Source organism: Thalassobium sp. R2A62 (assembly GCF_000161835.1).
Lineage (GTDB): Bacteria > Pseudomonadota > Alphaproteobacteria > Rhodobacterales > Rhodobacteraceae > Thalassobium.
This window is the reverse complement of sequence record NZ_GG697169.2, coordinates 1,359,937-1,378,398: the sequence shown is the minus strand read 5'-3', so window position 1 is coordinate 1,378,398 and position 18,462 is coordinate 1,359,937. Positions and strand designations below refer to the sequence as shown.

Genomic DNA, 18,462 nt, shown 5'->3' with positions numbered 1-18,462 from the left:
GTGTTTATGCGGGGCCACCGAGCAAGTCGGTGGCGATTTGGCGGGCGACGGGAAGTGCCTGAGGGACGGTCATCCCTGGGCGCATGCGCGGATCATAGAGGATCCGCAGCAGCATCTCGTCGTGGGTGGTTAGCAGGCCGAATTCCTCGTCATCGTTAAAGATCGACGGGCGCGCAGCTGGGCTATCGTTGGCAAGCCCAAGGCCCTGGGCGATTTCCTCGTGGAAACAGCCCTGACGCATCAGGTCAGGCTCTTCGGCACGGATGACCGCGACGGCATTTGTGTAAGTCGGGGTTTCGTCGACCGTCGTGTTGGCCAGCAAAAGGCACAGCGTGTTGCGGCGCATATTGAGAAAGGCGTTGACCGAGGATTGCGATAGTCGTGGTGCAATCTGGGACAGGCGGCTGCGATAGCCGCGACGGTCGTCTTCGCTCAGCACGAGCACATGAAAATTGGCGCGTTCGGCGTCTGATGGTTGAATAGCAAGGCCAGTGATCCGCGAAAGACGCTTGGAGTAGTCGCGCACAAAGGCCGTATCGACGGCCCGTTGGGCGCGGGGAACAGAGGCGCCAAATTCGATCGACATCCGCACGGTTTGATCCCAACGGCGCAGTCGGCTTTCGGTGGCTTCAGCGCGCAGGGTGTTGCCGGCCGTGACGTATTCATCAAAGAGCGCAATTCGCACGAAGTTTTCGGTTAGCTGGCGGCTGTTATACGGTGTGTCAGGGCCGCCGCCATCAGTGCGCAGCAACCCTTGGACCAAGAGATCGTTTTGCAGGCGCTGGTAGTAGGTCGCCAATTCTTGGGACCGGGCCGAGGGGGCCACCGGGCCGGGTCGCACTGCAGGAGTTGGGGTGGTGGTCGGCGAGGCTGGCCGCGCCTGAGGTGTCGAAGAGGTGTCCACGGGCGACACAGGATCACACGCAGCCAACGCTGCGATCATCCCGAATATTGCCCATGAACCTAATGGTTTCATAGGGTTACACGTCGCCCGTGGCCGTGCCTGTGTTGTAACCTGTGCTGTCACCGCGAGCCTTGGCGCTGGCGAGCGTGTCTTTCAACTCGCGTTCCATTTTCTGCATCTCTGCTTCGGCTTCGGCGCGCTTGGCCTTGCCTTCGTCTGCAATAGCGAGGCTTTCGTTGATGGTCGCGATGAGATCGGCGTTCGCCTGCTTCACAGCGTTAATATCAAAGACACCACGTTCCATTTCTTCGCGGATCACTTTGTTGGTCCCGCGCAGGTTCTTGGCGTTTGCAATCAACAGCTCGTTGGTCAGATCGTTGGCATCACGAACTGCAGCGGCAGCTTCGGCCGAACGCTGGATTGTGACAGCCTGAGCCAGCTGAGTTTCCCAAAGCGGCACTGTGTTCACGAGTGTCGAGTTGATTTTTGTGACCAATGATTTGTCGTTTTCCTGAACCAGACGGATCGACGGCAGCGATTGCATTGTTACCTGACGGGTCAGTTTCAAATCATGCACGCGGCGCTCTAGGTCATCACGCGCAGCACGCAGATCGCGCAGCTCTTGCGCGACCATGACAGCCTTGTCTTCTTTGGCCTTCTCAACAGCCTTTTCTTTGGCTGGGATGGTCTTGCTGTCGAGTTCAGTTAGCTTTTCCTCGCCCGCGGCAATATAGAGCGCCAGTTCGTCGTAGAAATTCAGCGTCTTTTCATAGAGCACGTCGAGGCTTTCGATGTCTTTCAACAGCGTGTGCTCGTGGTGCAGCAGGTCATCGGTGATTTTGTCGATCTGACCCTGTACGTTTTCGAAACGGGCCACGAATTTCGCCATAGGTGCAGTACGGCCCAAGAGGCGTTCCCACCATGTCCGTTTCCGGCGCACGTCGAGTTCGGAGACCGAAAAGCCACGGATGGTTGTGACGATGTTGCGCAGGCTGTCGCCAGCGGGGCCGGCGTCTTTGTTGCGCACGCCCTGAAGCATGGATTGCGAGATTTCTTGCAATTCGGCCTGAGCGCCCGATCCAAAGGACACGATCGACTGTGTATCGCCCATGTCGATTTCTTTCATGCGCGTTTTAATAGCGGCGCTGACGGGTTTGGGCGCATCAGCAAGCGGGACAATCTCGGTCGAAGGTTCGGGAAGAACCACAGCAGAGACGCGCTCAACTTCGGCGAGGGTCGCTTCGGCCTTTTGGCGGACTGTATCAGACATAAAACTCGTTCCTTTTCATTGTGGCGCAGCTCACTTGGAGGTTACGCCCTCGCGCTGCAAACGATCGCGCAGCACTTTGATTTCCACGTCCATGTCGCTGCGGTCATCCAGCAGCATTTTTTCAGTCCGTGCAGTAAAATTGGTTTCTAGATCGGTCAGCAACGCCTCGAAGTCGGCTTTGGCGCTGGCGTCTTTTTTCCGGGTATAGAGATCCGAAAACTTGATTGTCGCGTCGCGGGCGCCCTGAAGGTAGACGCCTAGGTATTTACGCGCGCCTGTCAGATCATGGGGATCTTCTTCGACCGTGCGGGCCATTGTGCGAGCTGCATTCTGAAACTGGTCAACGCGAGCCTCTAGAACGCGGTCGCCAGTTTTGGAGATGGCTGCGCGCATTGCAGTAAGGTGTTTTTCAGCCTCGTCGATAACACGGGCGACGCGGTCTTGTTGAAAGAGGTCGACGCCTTCGATGTTCTTGTTGCGCAGAGGGTCGATGCCAAACGCTGTCAGGTGCAGGGCGCTGGCGATCACGCCATAGAGCACCGATCCGATGATCCCGACCTCGTTTGTGACCGAGGCCACGGCAACACCAACGCCTGTCAAAACTGTCGCTGCGAGTTTCCGAGGAAGGGCGGGGCGACGGGCAACTTTGCGGGCCTTATAGGCGGCTTCGGCCCGTAGGCCGTCGCGCAGAAGCCACGCCGCAAGTGTCAGGGTGGCGGCCCCAACCAGCGCTAGGCCCAGCGTAAAGGGGCCGTCATTGAGAGACGTAAAGACCAATGGGATCGCGGGGATGAACAGGATATTCGCCTTGGCCCCTGCGGCGTCGACCTGACGGGTCTCTGCCACGATCCGGTCGCTATGTGTGGTTTGGGTCGGCCCATCGGGGCTGTGCTGACCGCCAAATTTTTGCGCCATGCCCTAGCCTCCGATCCAGCCAGTGGCCGCGCCGAACATCAAATTGATCAGCACCACGTAAGACAAGTTTTGGATCGTTTTAGCGGACATGGTGCCCCCTTGGGTTTGGTTTACACGAGTTGGATAGCACGTGGTGGTTAGCGGTGGTCTTGCAAGGCTTTGCGTTCAGCATTCAGTTTGCGGCTATAGCCGGACTGGATGATTTCGACGGCAACGAGCACGACAACCGAGAAGTAGAAGGTCGATTTGGACATCGGAATAATGTCTGTGCCAAAGACTTTGATCTGTAGGCTGTCGTCATGCATCGCGTGGGCAGCAGCGGGACCAGCTTCGCCCAAAAGAACAACACCGACGATCAATAGGATAAAGAGACCGAGCACTTCGTACATGCGGTTCTTTTCAAGAAAGGTCGTGACGGTTTCAGCGAGAAACAGCATCGCGACACCCGAAAGGATGATCGCAAAGGCAAGGATCGGGAACACATCGGTGATGGCCAGAGCCGAGAGCACCGAATCGAAGCTAAAGATCAGGTTCATAATGACGATCAAGATCACGACCTGCATTGCGGATTTGCCCGATTTACCTTCGACGTCGTGACCGAGGTGTTCAATCGACAGCATGTGCCGGATTTCCTTGATCGCGGTGTACATAATGAACGCACCACCGATGACAAAGACGCAGGTGGCAAAGTTCACGCCGCCTTCGATGATGCCAGGATAGTCAAGGATGACAAAGGGATCTGCCATCGCATCAATGAGTTGGATCATTGTGAACAGCAGCACGACGCGCAGGGCGACGGCGATCAAAATGCCCCAGCGGCGGACAGATTTTTGTTTGGCGACAGGGGCGCGTTGGCTCTCGATCGAGATGTAGAGCAGGTTATCAAAGCCCAAAACAGCCTGCAAAAAGCAGAGCATCACAAGATTAATCAGGTTTTCAACCGTAATCAGGTCGGCCATTGAGGATCCCCATCCAAAAAGTTGTTATCGGTATAATCCACAACGCAGGACGCGCCACAAGGGTTCACTTGCGAGTGTTTTTCCCCTTAGCACCCGTTTTGCGGGTGCGCTCGGGTTTTGGGCGGGGGTCGAGGCCGAGTTGATCGCGCACGACGCGTGATTTTAGCTCTTCAACCTCGCCCGCTTTGATGTTGCCCAATTGGAAGGGCCCATAAGAGATGCGGATCAATCGGTTCACGGTGACGCCGAGCGCCTCCATCGTACGGCGAATTTCGCGGTTTTTACCTTCGCGGATGCCAATTGTGAGCCATGCATTGGCACCTTGTTGGCGGTCAAAGGTCACGTCCATGGGTTGGTAATGGACGCCTTCGACGGTGATACCTTCGCGCAATTCATCAAGCTTGGCTTCTGATAGCGAACCTTTGATGCGTACGCGGTAGCGGCGCAACCAGCCTGTTGAGGGCAGTTCCAGCTTGCGTTTGACCTCGCCATCATTGGTAAGAACCAAGAGGCCTTCGGAGTTGAGATCGAGCCTGCCGACGGACAAGACGCGGGGCATTTCTGGTGGCAAAACATCAAACACAGTCTCGCGGCCTTCTTCATCACGTTCAGATGTGATCAACCCTTGGGGCTTGTGAAACAGCCACATGCGGGTCGGTTCTGGGTCGCCAATCAGCTTGCCATCTACAGAAATTCGGTCGCTGGGCACCACATTCAGGGCTGGGCTTTCGATCAATTTGCTGTTCACGCGAACGCGGCCAGCTTCGATCATGCGTTCAGCTTCGCGGCGGCTTGCGACGCCTGCGCGGGCCAAAACCTTGGCGATGCGTTGGCCGGTGGGGCCTGTGTTTTCTGGTGTATCAGTCATATCAGATGCCTTAGCCGCTTGCCCCACGCGGCGCAATGCGGGATGACAGGGGATGTTTACGTCCTTCATGGATCAGGCGCTGGAACAGGCGCGTTTGGCTGGTGCGCGCGGCGAGGTGCCTGTGGGCGCAGTTGTGGTGGCGGACGGCAAGGTCGTAGCCGCTCAAGGCAACCGGACACGCGAGCGAAACGATCCGACCGCCCATGCTGAGGTTCTGGCGATCCGCGAGGCCTGTGCCGCAGCAGGGTCCGAGCGACTGGTGGGCCATGATTTATACGTGACACTAGAGCCATGTCCGATGTGTGCGACCGTGATTTCCAATGCGCGTATTGCGCGGCTTTACTATGGGGCGGGGGACCCGAAATCGGGCGGCATCGTCCAAGGCCCACGCATTTTCACCCATAGCCAATGTCACCACGTCCCCGAGGTCTATGACGGAATCGGGGCCGAGGCCGCATCCGAGATGCTACGCGCGTTTTTTGCGGGGTTGAGATAGGCTGCGCGGGGCGCTAAACGCGAGGTGAGTTTTGAACGGAGACCCGTCATGTCCATTGACACTGAAACCGCACGCCGCGTGGCCAAACTGGCCCGCATCAAGGTCGAAGAAGACGCACTGCCCGCATTGGCGCAGGAATTCAGCGCGATCCTTGGGTTCATTGAACAGCTGAACGAAGTGGATGTTGAAGGTGTTGAACCTATGACATCGGTGACGCCGCAGCGTTTGAAGCGCCGCGAAGATGTGGTCACAGACGGCAGCCAGCCCCAAGCTGTGCTGTCAAATGCGCCAGATGCGCGTGAAGGGTTCTTTGCTGTGCCGAAGGTGGTTGAATAATGTCTGATCTGAACAAACTGACCATCGCTGGCGCGCGCGACAAGCTGCGCGCAAAAGAAATCACATCGGCGGAATTGACCGAAGCGTGTTTGTCGGAAATCGAAGGTGCCGGAGTTCTGAACGCCTTTGTCCATCACACACCTGATTTGGCAAAAGAGCAGGCGGCAGCCGCAGATAAACGTATTTCTTCGGGTGATGCGCCAGCTTTGTGCGGTATCCCATTGGGGATCAAGGATTTGTTTTGCACCAAGGGTGTAGCTTCGCAGGCCGCCTCGGCCATCCTAGACGGCTTTAAGCCCGAGTATGAAAGCACTGTTTCTGCACAGCTTTTTGACCGTGGCGCGGTTATGTTGGGCAAACTCAACATGGACGAGTTCGCGATGGGGTCGTCGAACGAAACATCGACCTATGGTGACGTTGTAAACCCGTGGAAGATTGATGATCGCAACCTCACACCTGGCGGCTCGTCTGGTGGGTCGGCCTCGGCTGTTGCTGCTGATTTGTGTCTGGGTGCGACGGGTACGGACACTGGTGGATCGATCCGCCAGCCTGCGGCGTTCACTGGTATCACAGGGATCAAGCCGACGTATGGCCGGTGTTCACGTTGGGGCATCGTCGCATTTGCGTCTTCGCTAGATCAGGCGGGACCGATGACCAAAGATGTCCGCGATGCTGCGATCATGCTTGAAGCGATGTGCGGTCACGATGCCAAGGATTCGACCAGTGCCGATTTGGCTGTTCCGGATTTTGAAGCGGCACTGACTGGCGATATTCGCGGCAAAGTCATCGGTATCCCCAAGGAATACCGCATGGACGGAATGCCTGCCGAGATCGAGAAGCTGTGGGAAGACGGCACTGCGATGCTAAAAGACGCAGGTGCGGAAATTCGCGACATCAGCCTGCCGCACACGAAATATGCGCTGCCTGCGTATTACGTGATCGCGCCAGCAGAGGCATCGTCGAACCTAGCCCGGTATGACGGTGTGCGTTTCGGCCACCGTGCCAAACTGGACGCGGGCGACGGCATCACCGAGATGTATGAAAAGACACGCGCCGAAGGGTTCGGTGCCGAAGTTCAGCGTCGCGTGATGGTCGGAACCTATGTTTTGTCTGCAGGCTTTTATGACGCATACTTTAACCGCGCCCGCAAGGTGCGGACGCTGATCAAGAAAGACTTTGAAGATGTGTTTGCGGCGGGTGTTGATGCGATTTTGACACCAGCCACGCCGAGTGCTGCGTTCGGTCTGGGCGAAGCGGCCAAGGCCGATCCCGTGCAGATGTATCTTAACGATGTGTTTACAGTCACTGTAAACCTCGCAGGTCTACCAGGTGTCGCGATCCCAGCAGGGATGAGCGCGGATGGTTTGCCTTTGGGACTGCAGTTGATCGGACGTCCGTGGGAAGAGGGCGATATGCTGAATACCGCTTACTCACTGGAACGTGCGTGTGGTTTTGTAGCCAAACCGGACCGTTGGTGGTAAAGACCTCCCGAGGGAACTAAGGTTTGGACCAGTGAAGACAGTATATTTTGCAATCGCAGTGGCGTGTTTGGCCGCCTGTGAACCCGCGCTGCCTGATAGTGGAGCCGGCGTTGGGTTTGGTGATTACAACACCTATGAAGCCAACCGTTTGAACCGCGAAGCACAGCTGCAAGGGCGACCAGCGGCCACTGTTGTGGCGGCGCAACCTCAGACAGTCCAGCCAGAGGGTGCGACGGTGCCGACGCCGACAAATGCACCGTTGTCTGCAATCCCCGAGGCGAATACGGGCGCGGTTTCTACAAATGATTTGGCCGCAGCAGGAATTGGCGCGACGACGCCGACATCGCCCGCAGTTGCCGGAACAGCGTCGAACATCGAAGGTGGCGCAGGACGCGTCGAAGCATCGCCTGCAAACGCGGCTCCGAGCCTCGTTCAGAATCGTGGCGGCATTTCCGATGAGCAAGATTTCAGCGCAGTGATCGATAGGCGCGGTATCGAGCTGGACGCAGAGCAACGCGCCCAAAATGCGGCGCAATACCAAGTTATTCAGCCCACAGCCTTGCCCCAGCGGGACGGCGGCGGCGCACCAAACATCGTGCAATATGCATTGTCGACGACAAATAACGTGGGCCAGCAGCAATTTTCACGCAGCCGCTTTAACGGTCAGCGTAAGTTTCAGCGTAACTGTTTGAAATATGCGTCCCCCGATCAAGCGCAGCAGGATTTCCTTGTTCGTGGCGGTCCGCAAAAAGACCGGTTGGGCATTGATCCCGATGGTGACGGGTTCGCCTGTGGTTGGGATCCGCGCCCGTTCCGTTCGGGTCTAAGCAACTGACGCTGAGCCATCCATCGCAGAATTTTGGGCCGCGCCGTAATGGGTTGCGGCCCTCTTTGATTGTGCTGCACTACACGGCAATGAACGATGCCGACGGTGCGTGCCGTTGGCTGTGTAATCCAGAAAGCCAAGTCTCATCTCATTATGTGGTGACCGAAGTGGGCGCGGTTTGGAGCCTTGTGGAAGAGGCCGACCGCGCGTGGCACGCAGGTGCGGGCACGTGGGGCGGTTTGGATGACATCAATTCGCGGTCCATTGGCATCGAGATCTCGAATGCAGGTACACATGGGTTTGCAGCGGCACAAATGGACGCGGTTGAGGCGTTGGTCGCGGGGATCATGGACCGTTGGGATATTCCAGCTGAAGGTGTGATTGGGCATTCGGATTTTGCACCGGGTCGCAAGATCGACCCAGGTGGGCGGTTTGATTGGCGTCGTTTGGCGTTGGGCGGATTGGCGGTTTGGTCCGAAGGGCAGCAAGTTGATCCCGATTGGGATGGGTTTCGTGCCGCAGCGGTGCGATTTGGCTATCCAGTTGCCCAAGATGATGTGTTGCTCGCGACTATGCGAATGCGGTTCCGTCCGTGGGCGCGGGGGCCATTGGATGCGGTGGACATGGGGCGGATGTGTGATCTGGCTGCGCGTTATCCGGCCGTGCGCGGTGTCATGGTCTAAACCCAACCGCGTTTCGCGTTGCTGTTTGCGCGTGGTTCAGAGTAACAGGTGTGCGGGGCGCATCCAGCGTCAGACATGTGTGAATTGGCAGTGATTTGATGACAAAGCCACGTTTGAAAATGGTCCTCGTGACGCCTGAAATTCCTTATAATACTGGGGCAATCGGGCGTAGTTGCGTGGCGTTGGGGCTCGAATTGATCCTGATCAAACCTTACGGGTTTTCACTGGATGAAAAGTCGGTCCGGCGGGCAGGTACGGACTATTGGAAGCATGTCGATCTAAGCGAATATGACAGTTGGGCGGATTTCCTTGAGACGCGACAGCCACCGCGCGATCAAATGTATTTCTTCGAAGAAGACGGCGCGCAGAGCTTTTATGCGCCCGAATATCATCCTGATGGATATCTGGTGTTTGGCTGCGAATCCGCCGGTCTGCCTGCGTCCGTGTTGGACGGGATGGAAGACCGGATGTTCCATCTGCCGATGTTGGACACGCGTGTGCGGTCACTGAATTTGGCGAATGTAGCGACGGCTGCGATCTATCAGGCTATGCGCGGAACGCTCGGCGGTTAGCCTTTGGCGGGCCATGTGTCGGTCAGGCGGTAACCGGTCGGCCAAGGGTCGCTGGGATCGAGCATTTGTTGATGCGTTCCTGTGATCCATCCTCGGCCTTTGATTTCGGGAATGATCGCGGGGATGTCACCGACCTGAGTGGTGTCTGCGATGACGCCGTGAAATCTCGATCCGATGATTGAACGGGCGGTAAACGTGTCGCCCTGTGCCATCTCACCACGTGCGTGCAACAGCGCCATACGGGCCGAGGCCGCAGTTCCTGTGGGTGAGCGGTCGATTTTACCTGGTTGGATGGCGACGGCAGCGGTGGTTTCGAGATGCGCGCCGGTGGCTGTGGCAGTGCGAGAGATCGGCCCTGCGAACAGACAAAACGAGATATGGGTCCATTCGGGGTTTTCGGGGTGATCAAAGCCAAGCTGTGCATTGGCGGCATTTGTGATGCGTACGCCAAGTTGGGCAAGCTGTAGAGCCTCGGATTCGACCAGATCAAAACCCATACTGGCCGCATCGACCACGACGAAACTGTCGCCGCCATAGGCGGTATCGACGGTGATAGGCCCGAAATCCGGCACATCGAGGGTGACACCAAGTTGTCCAGAAAAGGAGGGCAGGTTTTGCACAGCAATGCTGATTGCTTTGCCATCTATGCAATCGGCGCGGACGCGAACGATGCCACCGGGCGCTTCGAGTGTGAGATGGGTAATGGGTTCCTTCATCGGTAGGATGCCGCTGTCGAGCAGCACAGTTGCGACGCAGATCGAATTTGAGCCAGACATTGGTGGGGTGTCTTCTGGCTCCATAATGATAAAGCCCATGTCGGCCTCTGGGTGTTTGGGCGGGACCAGCAGATTGACGTGGCGAAAGACACCGCCGCGCGGTTCGTTCAACATGAAATTGCGCAGGGTTTGATCTTTGGCAATATGATTGCGTTGCTCCCAAAGAGTGTCACCGGGGGGCGGTGCGACGCCGCCTACGATGACATCGCCAACCTCGCCTTCGGCATGGCAGGAAATCGTGTGGATGGTTTTGGAACTGCGCATTGGTGCCTCGCCGTTGGGTTTGGGCAGGATGGCGGGGTTCAAGCGGCGAAACAAGGGCGCAGACGGCTATGATCGCCGAGGATTGACGCCGCGCGGTTCCTTCAATAGTCCCGCATTTGCGCGGATGGTCGGATGATCGCGGGGCGGGCAACCGTTTCGAGGAAAGTCCGGACTCCATAAGGCAACGGTGCCGGGTAACGCCCGGCTGGGGTAACCCAAGGGACAGCGCCACAGAGAACAGACCGCCACGGGACGGGTCGGGCTACCGATACTACCCCGCGGTAAGGGTGAAACGGTGGAGTAAGAGACCACCGCGAGACTGGCAACAGGATCGGCACGGCAAGCCCCACCGGGAGCAATGCCAAATAGGAACCTCGCGTGGGCAACCACAGGCTCGCTTTAGGCCAGAGGTTCGGGTTGGCAGCTAGAGGCGTCATGGTAACATGGGGTCGAGATGAATGATCATCGAACGCAGCAATGCGGGAACAAAATCCGGCTTATAGACCATCCGCGCATATTATAGCCGCCCCGCAGAGTGAGGGACTATGGAATTTGAAGGACCGCGCCCGCTTGAGGCGTCAGAAATCAGAGCTGCGGCTCAGCTGTGGTATGATGGCTGGTACGAGGCACATTTGGACATCGTCCCAGCGTCACTGACCGCATTGCGCACGCTAGACAGTTTTCACGACCGGTTGGCGGGCGCACGGGCGCAGGTATCGGTGATGGGGTCGGTTGGCGCCCCAGTGGCGTTGTGTCAGGTCAATCGTGACGAGCTCAAACAATTGTTTGTGGCACCTGAGGCGCGGGCGCATGGGGTTGCGGCAAAGATGATCGCGGATGCCGAGGCTCGTCTGGATCGCGGGCTGGTTTGGCTGGCGTGTTCGGTCGGAAATGACAGGGCTGCGCGGTTTTACGAGAAGCACGGCTGGAGGAATCGGGGGGTAGTCGAGATTCAGGTCGACACGTCAGAAGGGCCTTATGATCTGGGTGTTTGGCGGTTTGACAAGCTGTTGTGACACTGAATGGGGGCTAGGGCTTCTGAAGTCGGGTGAATCCTGTAAAAGCGGTTGACAGGGACCCTGTGTTAGCTAAAACGCAGGCCTGACATTTGAACCGCTTGGACGCGTATGCGGACCTGCGAGTAGGAGAACGATCATGGCGAAGCCAACCACAATCAAAATCCGCCTGAACTCGACCGCAGGCACTGGCCACTTTTATGTGACCAAAAAGAACGCACGGACAATGACTGAAAAGATGGTCGTCAACAAATACGACCCAGTTGTTCGCAAGCACGTTGAGTATAAAGAAGGCAAAATCAAGTAAGGCTTGATTTCGTTTTCGACTGGATTGGCCACGCTTCGCGCGTGGCCTTTTTCGTTTCTGGGGTCGCCCATGCCAGCTGCAAATTCTCGGGTCAGGTGGACCGCAGGGGATAGGCAAAGTGGTGCAGCCATATTACTTGACATGTTAAGTATTTCTCTGCAAGTTCAGCAAGGATGAGCAAACCTTCCTGGGACTGAAGTGCTGAAGACATGAAATTTCCAAGCAAACTCTTGTGCTTTGAAGCATCTTCAAACTGGCATTTGTGCTGGGGTCTTGCCGTGGTGTGGGCACCAAGATGAGCCAATCGTCCAACACGCCAGATGACTTGTATCTATTCGATGAGGCATCTCCGCTGGACGGAACGACTGTATTCCAAAGCGAATGCCCGCCAGACAAAAAGGTAAAGGTCGAGGACTTGTTCAAATTCTCACGCACCCGTGGGGACTTGGAAGTTTCGATTGTCGTGGCGTTGCTGGCTCTCTTTTTCTTTGCATTCTTTTGGACGCAAACGGGGTGGGAAACACGCAAACTGCCTGACGAGCTCGGGACATATGTGGCATATCAATTCGGGCTCGCCGACATCGAAGGGCGGGTCACGCGGTTGGGCCGCATTCTCAAACAATCATGGGTCGCGCCATTGCTGTGTCTGCTGGTGTTCGTCCCCGCGGCGCTTTGGAATTTGCGCGGATCATGGAATGAAACGGCTTGGCGCAAGCGGTTCTTGTTGCCGACCAGCGTGTCTTTCGAGCTAACCAAATATGCGGCCGCGCTAGAGTACGTGGCCTATTTCATCGGCTATACCCTGATCGTTCCGATCTTGGGGTATCTAGTGTCGACCCTGATATTGGGGACCTATTTGACATGGCGACTGGGCTATCGAGGCCGGTCTTGGATCGTGACCGGTTTCGTGTCGAGCTTTGCTGTCGTGGTGGCGTTTCGCACGCTGTTACAGATCAAGACGCCGATTAGCATCTGGCTCTATGATCAACTGCCCGCGGCCACGCGTGCATTCATGTTGACGTATTTTTAGGGCGCGCTGATGGAGGCTTTTCTCACAGGATTGGACAGTCTGATGCAGCCCGCGGTGCTGTTGTCGATTGTGATCGGGTCGGTGGGCGGTCTGATTATCGGCGCTGTTCCGGGTATCGGGCCGGCGATTGCCATTGCGATCTTGTTGCCCGCAACGGTGTTTCTGGATGACTTGGTCAGTCTGGTTCTGTTGCTTGGGGTCTATGGTTCGTCGATGTACGGCGGGGCGATACCGGCGATCTTGATCAACACGCCGGGGACGCCGGTGAATGCGCTAACGACCTATGATGGGTATGCGATGACGCGACGGGGCGAGGCGTCGCGCGCTTTGTCATTAGCGTATTCGGCGTCGTTCTTTGGTGGGTGCTTTTCCATCCTCATGGCGTTGATCGCGTTGTTTGTATTTGGCCCGTATCTGCGTGACTTGGGAGCATTGTTTGGTCAGCGCGATATTTTGATGGCCGCGGTACTGGGGGGCGTTTTGCTGATTGCGGCGCATCGCCAGACGATGGGCATCGCAGCGCTGCTGTTCGGGTTTGGTTTCTTGATCGCGATGATCGGACGTCAATCAACCCGCAAGATAGACCGATATACCTTTGATATCGAGTATCTCTATTCCGGCTTTAATTTGATTGTTGTGATCGTGGGTATCTTTGCGCTTAGCCAAGCGTTGAATCTGATGGTTGGCAAGGACGATGATCCACCCGAGGCCCGTATCACGGGCGGTCTGTTGAGCGGCTTTCGCGAGATCGCGGGCCGCAAACTGATCACGTTGTTGTCTGCGATGTACGGCACCGTCATGGGGATCATTCCGGGAGTGGGCGAGTTTGTCGCGCAGTTCTTTAGCTATTCAACGGCACGGTCGCTGTCCAAAGAGCCCGCGCGATTTGGACACGGTTCGCACGAGGGGCTGATCGCCTCGGAGACATCGAACAACGCTGTTCCGGCGGCCGCGATGATCCCGCTCTTGGCGCTGGGTGTGCCGGGCGAGGCGCTGACCGCTATGATGATGGTTGTTTTCTTTGATGCAGGCATCAAGCCGGGGCCAGATATCTTTGAGAACAACCCGGATTTTCTGTTCAGCTTGTTCACGGCTCTCTTGATCATCAACGTCTTGGTGCTGGCGACGCTGCTGGTGTCGACCCGTTTTATTGCCAAGATGGTCTATATCCCCAACAGATTTTTGGGAGCGTTCATTATGATCTTGTCGTTTGTGGGGGTGTATTCGATCCGAAACAGCCTGACAGACTGCATTTTCGCGGTCTGCTTTGGCTTTGTCGGCTTTGTATTGCGCCGTCTCGACTGGCCTCTTGTGCCCATCGTTCTGGGGCTCGTCCTCGGGTCGATCATTGTTGAGAGGCTGACCGCCGGCGCGGGACAAATCAAATCAGCGATTGATCTGGTCAACCGGCCCGTCTCGGGCATCTTATTCGTGGTGATCCTTATGGTCATAGGATTCATCATTTGGACGTCGATCAAAAACAGACGCACGGACTATCAAACATGACCAAAAACAACGGGAGACTAAAATGAAAAAACTTGCTCTGACGGCTGCTCTTGCAGCGTCGACGGTTCTTGCTGGCGCGCTGCCTGCAATGGCCGAATATCCAACATCACCGGTACAGTTTGTTGTGCCTTTCCCACCGGGTGACTTTGAAGACATCCTGACACGGATGATTGCAGCCAACATGCAAGAAGCAACAGGCGTTTCGGCGTCGGTTGTGAATAAACCAGGTGGTGGCGATGGCCCATTCCCGGGTGCGCTGGACGTGTTGGCCGCGCCTAACGACGGTACAGTCATTGGATCCTTTGTTGGCGTTGTGCCAATCGTTGGCCCACTGATCGACATCGGCATCGAGATGGACAGCTTTGAGCCTGTCGGCATCTTCCTAACTTACCCATTTGTTTTGGCGGCCTCTGGTAATGCACCTTACAGCAACATGGCTGAACTGGCGGCACACGCACAGGACAATGACGTTGTCTTGGGTCACTTTGGCGCGAGCCTGACACCAACAGTTGCATCCTTTGCGGCAGCCCAAGCGATGGACTTTGAGTTTGCAGATGATGCGGCCTTTGACTTGCTGGACTGTAACACTTTGTCGGCAGGCGACGCGGATGTGATTAACACGACGCTGGCGTTGATTGAGCCTTGCTTGGATGACCTGAATATCTTGGCCAACATCGGTAACGACCCAATTCCAAAGCTGAACGGCGTTGAGACGTTGTCGTCGCAGTCCGGTATCAAGGATCTGGAGTTGTGGAATGGCCTGTTCGTCACCAAAGGTACACCACAAGAAGTGATCGACACGCTGGCACAGATCGCAAAAAACACAATGGCGTCTGACGAAGCCCAGCAGTTGATGACCGAAACAGGTGCCGGCGTTTACTGGCAGGATGCGTCGATTGCAGCTCAACGTGTTCTCAACGACCGCGAAGTGGTTGGCGAGATGATGGAAGCACTCGAAAACTAAAACTCTTGAGCGCCTGCTGGTATACGGCGGGCGCTCTTCTCGAAAAGAGATATCATGAAACGTATCAAGCTCGGCATACTGCAGACCAACCACGACAAAAGTGTCGAGGTCGGTGATGCGTTCCCTGACGACTCTCACCGGTTCCGCGACATGTTTGATGCGCAGGATGATCGGTTTCACTACAGAATTTACATGACGATCGGTGGCGAAGTGCCGCAAGATCTGAATGAACAAGACGCGTACATGATCACTGGCAGTCCACTGAGCGTTCTGGACCAGCACGTATTTACCGATGACCTCATGGATTTCATCCGCCGCTGTGACGCCGCGAAGAAGCCATTGATGGGCGCCTGTTTCGGCCACCAAGCGATCGCGCTGGCGCTGGGCGGAACAGTCGAGAAAAAGCCCGATGGATACAACGTCGGGATTGAAGACACGCACTATCATACCAAGCGTCCTTGGATGATCCCTGATCGTGATGCGCTGCCGATGTATGTCTTTCACGAAGACACGGTGACCACGCTGCCTGAAGGGTGTGATTTGCTGGGATCTTCCAAGAATTGCAAGGTCGCCAGCTTTGCCAAAGGCGGCCATATCTTTACGACGCAGTTTCACCCAGAATTTTGCAATGACTTTATGTCCTGCGTGTTGCGTTTCACCGAAAGCTCGATTCCCGCAGAGGAACGCAAGTCTGCGTGGGACAGTTTAGAAAAAGATCAAGAGGGGCATATCTTTGGCCTCTGGACGACGGAATTCTTTAAGAAAGCCATGACCCATGCATGACGACGGATATCTCAACCTGTTGAGCCACGACAGCTTTGCCAACGGTGTGCCACACAAGACATTTGATCGGCTTCGTAAAGAGGACCCAGTGTCGTGGACTGAGGGGGACGACGAGACCAAAGGGTTTTGGAACCTGACCCGCCACGCGGATATTGCTCTCGCCAATCGCGAAGGACCAATTTTTAGCTCCGCGCAGGGGATCCGGCTCGAGGATCAGAGCCACGATGAATATATGGCGCGCCGTACGTTCCAAGAAACCGATGCGCCAGAGCACACAGTGACACGCCGCGTCGTGAATCCGAACTTTGCCAAGCCAGTTATGGGGCGGTTCGAAGGATTGATCCGTGAGCTGGCGAGCGACATCGCTGATAAAGCACTAGAGAAGACTGAATTTGATGCTGTCGATGCAATGGCCAAACAGCTGCCTATGATGATGCTGGGGCGTATCCTAGGGGTGCCGGACGAAGATCTGGATTGGCTGGTTGAAAAGGGCGATGCGCTGATCGGTAACTCAGATCCTGATTTCACGGATCACGTTGTCGATAAAATGGACACCAGCGCCTACCGCTTGATGCCATTTCGTAGCCCTGCGGGCATCGACCTGTACGACTATGCATCAGACCTGTTGGAAAATCGCCGTGCGGTCGCCGAAGACGGCATTCTGGCCAAGATGATGAGGGATGAGAACGGATTAAAAGAGTTGGAGTTCAAGAACTTCTTTTGTCTTTTGGTCGCGGCGGGCAACGACACAACGCGGTATTCGATTTCCATGGCGTTGAACCTACTGGCGCACAATCCCGATTTGATCGCACAGCTGCGAACTGGGGATCATTGGGACACCTGTGCTGACGAATTCATTCGCCTTGCATCCCCTACGATGCATTTTCGGCGTACAGTCACGCAGGACTATGAACTGCACGGCAAGACGCTGAAAGAAGGCGATAAGGCGCTGCTATGGTTTGTGTCTGGCAGCCGCGATGAGGCCGTGTTTGAGAACCCGCACGCCTGCGAATTGGGTCGCAGTCCGAACCGGCATTTGGCGTTCGGGCAAGGCGGTATCCATGTGTGTCTGGGGATGCATTTAGCCAAGCTTGAAGTGCGGATCGCAATCGAAGAGTTGGTCAAACGCATTGATCGTTTCGAAGCGATTGAGGCCCCGACATGGACGCGGTCGAACTTTATTTGCGGCGTCAAAGAACTGAACGTTCGCGCGACCAAGGCGACCTAAAAATGACCAAGATAACACGCACCCGCGCCTTGTTTAACGACATGTTGAATTTGCCACGTGGCAAATACGTTCCGCCGGATGTGGCTGCTGGTGGTGCCATTGGTTTTGCGCGTGGTGCCTTTGCTGTCTCTTATGATCGCGATCTCGTCACGGTACCAGGAAGCGAATTTTTTAACGGCGTTCCGGATATGGAGCTCGTGTTGGACGCCGAACGGCGCAAGGGTTGGCAGGTGGGCACCGAGATCGCACTGGGTGATCTATATGCGAATGACGCCCCGTTTGGTCTATGCCAGCGCGGCGCAGTGAAACGTGCGGTGCAGGATTGGGAAGCGTTGGGCTATTCCCCCATGATCGGGCTAGAGACTGAGGCGTTCATTTTCCAAAAAGATGAAGACGGAGTTTGGCGGCCCTATGATACGCTCGGAGGCTTTGTCTATAGCACCGGACCAGAAGGCGACCCCAAGGGTGTCATGGATGACATTTGGGAAGCCGCTTATGCCGCTGATATTCCAATCGAAAGCATGAATGGCGAGTTCGACAACGGGCAGTTTGAGCTGACGATGAGGTTCGACACTGCTGTCAAAGCCTGTGACGATGCGTTCTTGATGCGGACTATGGCGCGCGAGATTGGCCTCAAGAAAGGGCTGCTGCTGACGTTCATGCCCAAGCCCGTGCCGGATCGCGGTGGATCGGGGCTGCACGTCAACTTTAGCTTCAATGACAAGGACGGGAACAACGCAATCGCGCCAGACGGCGAGCTGTCTGATTTGGCCAAGCATTGTGTTGCGGGCCTGATTGAACATCATCCGGCCCTCGCTGGAATGCTGGCGACAACCGTGAACAGTTATGATCGGTTGAATCCGGGTGGTTTGGCTGGCTACTGGGCGAACTGGGCCGAAGACCACCGTCTGGTTACAACGCGGACGTCGTCAAAATCGCCAAAATCTGCACGGCTCGAACACCGGATGGCAGACTGTGCCACCAGCCCCTATCAGGCTGTGGCAAGCGTTCTTCAAGCAGCGCGGTTGGGCTATACGAACAAGCTGCCACTACAACCTGCCGAGGATTTGGATGGCTGGGAAAACGTCCGCGAAAAGCGGCATGTCCCGTCAGGTTTGGACAAATCTTTGAATGCTCTGGACCAAGACGTCGAGCTGCGAAACGCGATTGGTACGCTCTATTGTGATGCGCTGTTGTATCTCAAGCGGGATGAATTCAAGCGTTTGATCGGTAAGAGTGTCGATGAGGTGCGCGACTTTTACCTGCCCTTCGTTTGAG

The 18,462-nt window shown here is 56.1% G+C and carries 20 protein-coding genes and 1 other RNA gene; 15 read left to right on the top strand and 6 right to left on the bottom strand.

Going from position 1 to position 18,462, the window contains the following annotated elements; translation table 11 throughout:
• Positions 1-4: 4 nt before the first annotated feature.
• The 5 genes from TR2A62_RS06860 to TR2A62_RS06840 all read right to left on the bottom strand — a co-directional run bounded on the left by TR2A62_RS06860 (position 5) and on the right by TR2A62_RS06840 (position 4,916).
• Complete coding sequence (locus tag TR2A62_RS06860; RefSeq protein WP_150103467.1) at positions 5-976, bottom strand: DUF2927 domain-containing protein; 972 nt, start codon at positions 974-976, stop codon at positions 5-7.
• Positions 977-980: 4 nt separating this feature from the next.
• Positions 981-2,174, bottom strand: coding sequence for a toxic anion resistance protein (locus TR2A62_RS06855; RefSeq protein WP_009158230.1), 1,194 nt, complete (start codon positions 2,172-2,174; stop codon positions 981-983).
• Positions 2,175-2,204: 30 nt separating this feature from the next.
• Positions 2,205-3,089 carry a 5-bromo-4-chloroindolyl phosphate hydrolysis family protein gene (locus tag TR2A62_RS06850; protein ID WP_009157449.1) on the bottom strand — a complete coding sequence of 295 codons (885 nt, stop codon included), beginning with the start codon at positions 3,087-3,089 and terminating at the stop codon, positions 2,205-2,207.
• A 137-nt stretch (positions 3,090-3,226) separates the two neighbouring features.
• Entirely contained in the window at positions 3,227-4,048 is an 822-nt protein-coding gene (locus TR2A62_RS06845) for a TerC family protein (protein ID WP_009159699.1), read from the bottom strand.
• Positions 4,049-4,112: 64 nt separating this feature from the next.
• Positions 4,113-4,916 (bottom strand): pseudouridine synthase, encoded by an 804-nt coding sequence (locus TR2A62_RS06840; RefSeq protein WP_009160517.1) that lies wholly within the window; start codon positions 4,914-4,916, stop codon positions 4,113-4,115.
• Between the two features lie 52 nt (positions 4,917-4,968).
• Here TR2A62_RS06840 and TR2A62_RS06835 point away from each other — a divergent pair, with 52 nt between their 5' ends.
• From TR2A62_RS06835 to TR2A62_RS06810, 6 genes are all read left to right on the top strand, one after another.
• On the top strand, positions 4,969-5,412 hold the full coding sequence (locus tag TR2A62_RS06835) for a nucleoside deaminase (RefSeq protein WP_009157566.1): 444 nt from the start codon (positions 4,969-4,971) through the stop codon (positions 5,410-5,412).
• Positions 5,413-5,460: 48 nt separating this feature from the next.
• The gene (gene gatC, locus TR2A62_RS06830; RefSeq protein WP_009158281.1) at positions 5,461-5,748 is read left to right on the top strand and encodes an Asp-tRNA(Asn)/Glu-tRNA(Gln) amidotransferase subunit GatC; all 288 of its coding nucleotides are present in this window, start codon (positions 5,461-5,463) and stop codon (positions 5,746-5,748) included.
• Positions 5,748-7,229, top strand: a complete 1,482-nt coding sequence (gatA, locus tag TR2A62_RS06825; protein ID WP_009160155.1) for an Asp-tRNA(Asn)/Glu-tRNA(Gln) amidotransferase subunit GatA — start codon at positions 5,748-5,750, stop codon at positions 7,227-7,229. The genes gatC and gatA overlap by 1 nt, the downstream gene beginning before the upstream one ends.
• 31 nt (positions 7,230-7,260) lie before the next feature.
• Positions 7,261-8,064: a hypothetical protein gene (locus TR2A62_RS06820; RefSeq protein WP_009160760.1), complete on the top strand. Its 804-nt coding sequence runs from the start codon at positions 7,261-7,263 to the stop codon at positions 8,062-8,064.
• A complete protein-coding gene (locus tag TR2A62_RS06815; RefSeq protein ID WP_009157862.1) occupies positions 8,025-8,738 on the top strand; it encodes an N-acetylmuramoyl-L-alanine amidase in 714 nt (237 codons plus the stop codon). Before TR2A62_RS06820 ends, TR2A62_RS06815 begins: the two co-directional genes overlap by 40 nt.
• Before the next feature lie 98 nt (positions 8,739-8,836).
• The gene (locus tag TR2A62_RS06810) at positions 8,837-9,310 is read left to right on the top strand and encodes a tRNA (cytidine(34)-2'-O)-methyltransferase (protein WP_009160594.1); all 474 of its coding nucleotides are present in this window, start codon (positions 8,837-8,839) and stop codon (positions 9,308-9,310) included.
• Here the strand turns inward: TR2A62_RS06810 and TR2A62_RS06805 are convergent.
• Positions 9,307-10,350, bottom strand: coding sequence for a proline racemase family protein (locus TR2A62_RS06805; protein ID WP_009158684.1), 1,044 nt, complete (start codon positions 10,348-10,350; stop codon positions 9,307-9,309). The two genes, TR2A62_RS06810 and TR2A62_RS06805, sit on opposite strands and share 4 nt — an antisense overlap.
• Positions 10,351-10,470: 120 nt before the next feature.
• On the opposite strand from TR2A62_RS06805, the gene rnpB reads away from it, so the two are divergent.
• The 9 genes from rnpB to TR2A62_RS06765 all read left to right on the top strand — a co-directional run bounded on the left by rnpB (position 10,471) and on the right by TR2A62_RS06765 (position 18,461).
• Positions 10,471-10,866: RNase P RNA component class A (gene rnpB, locus TR2A62_RS17825), an RNA gene on the top strand.
• Positions 10,867-10,895: 29 nt separating this feature from the next.
• Positions 10,896-11,366, top strand: a complete 471-nt coding sequence (locus TR2A62_RS06800) for a GNAT family N-acetyltransferase (RefSeq protein WP_009158529.1) — start codon at positions 10,896-10,898, stop codon at positions 11,364-11,366.
• A gap of 139 nt (positions 11,367-11,505) precedes the next feature.
• Entirely contained in the window at positions 11,506-11,673 is a 168-nt protein-coding gene (rpmG, locus tag TR2A62_RS06795; protein WP_009159342.1) for a 50S ribosomal protein L33, read from the top strand.
• A 295-nt stretch (positions 11,674-11,968) separates the two neighbouring features.
• Positions 11,969-12,703 carry a tripartite tricarboxylate transporter TctB family protein gene (locus TR2A62_RS06790; protein WP_040820331.1) on the top strand — a complete coding sequence of 245 codons (735 nt, stop codon included), beginning with the start codon at positions 11,969-11,971 and terminating at the stop codon, positions 12,701-12,703.
• A gap of 9 nt (positions 12,704-12,712) precedes the next feature.
• Positions 12,713-14,209 carry a tripartite tricarboxylate transporter permease gene (locus tag TR2A62_RS06785; protein ID WP_009160073.1) on the top strand — a complete coding sequence of 499 codons (1,497 nt, stop codon included), beginning with the start codon at positions 12,713-12,715 and terminating at the stop codon, positions 14,207-14,209.
• A gap of 22 nt (positions 14,210-14,231) precedes the next feature.
• The gene (locus TR2A62_RS06780; RefSeq protein WP_009159085.1) at positions 14,232-15,173 is read left to right on the top strand and encodes a tripartite tricarboxylate transporter substrate-binding protein; all 942 of its coding nucleotides are present in this window, start codon (positions 14,232-14,234) and stop codon (positions 15,171-15,173) included.
• A gap of 54 nt (positions 15,174-15,227) precedes the next feature.
• On the top strand, positions 15,228-15,956 hold the full coding sequence (locus TR2A62_RS17555; RefSeq protein WP_009159909.1) for a type 1 glutamine amidotransferase: 729 nt from the start codon (positions 15,228-15,230) through the stop codon (positions 15,954-15,956).
• On the top strand, positions 15,949-17,184 hold the full coding sequence (locus TR2A62_RS06770) for a cytochrome P450 (protein ID WP_009157869.1): 1,236 nt from the start codon (positions 15,949-15,951) through the stop codon (positions 17,182-17,184). The genes TR2A62_RS17555 and TR2A62_RS06770 overlap by 8 nt, the downstream gene beginning before the upstream one ends.
• 2 nt (positions 17,185-17,186) lie before the next feature.
• A complete protein-coding gene (locus tag TR2A62_RS06765; RefSeq protein WP_009158457.1) occupies positions 17,187-18,461 on the top strand; it encodes a glutamine synthetase family protein in 1,275 nt (424 codons plus the stop codon).
• The last annotated feature ends 1 nt before the right edge of the window (position 18,462 follow it).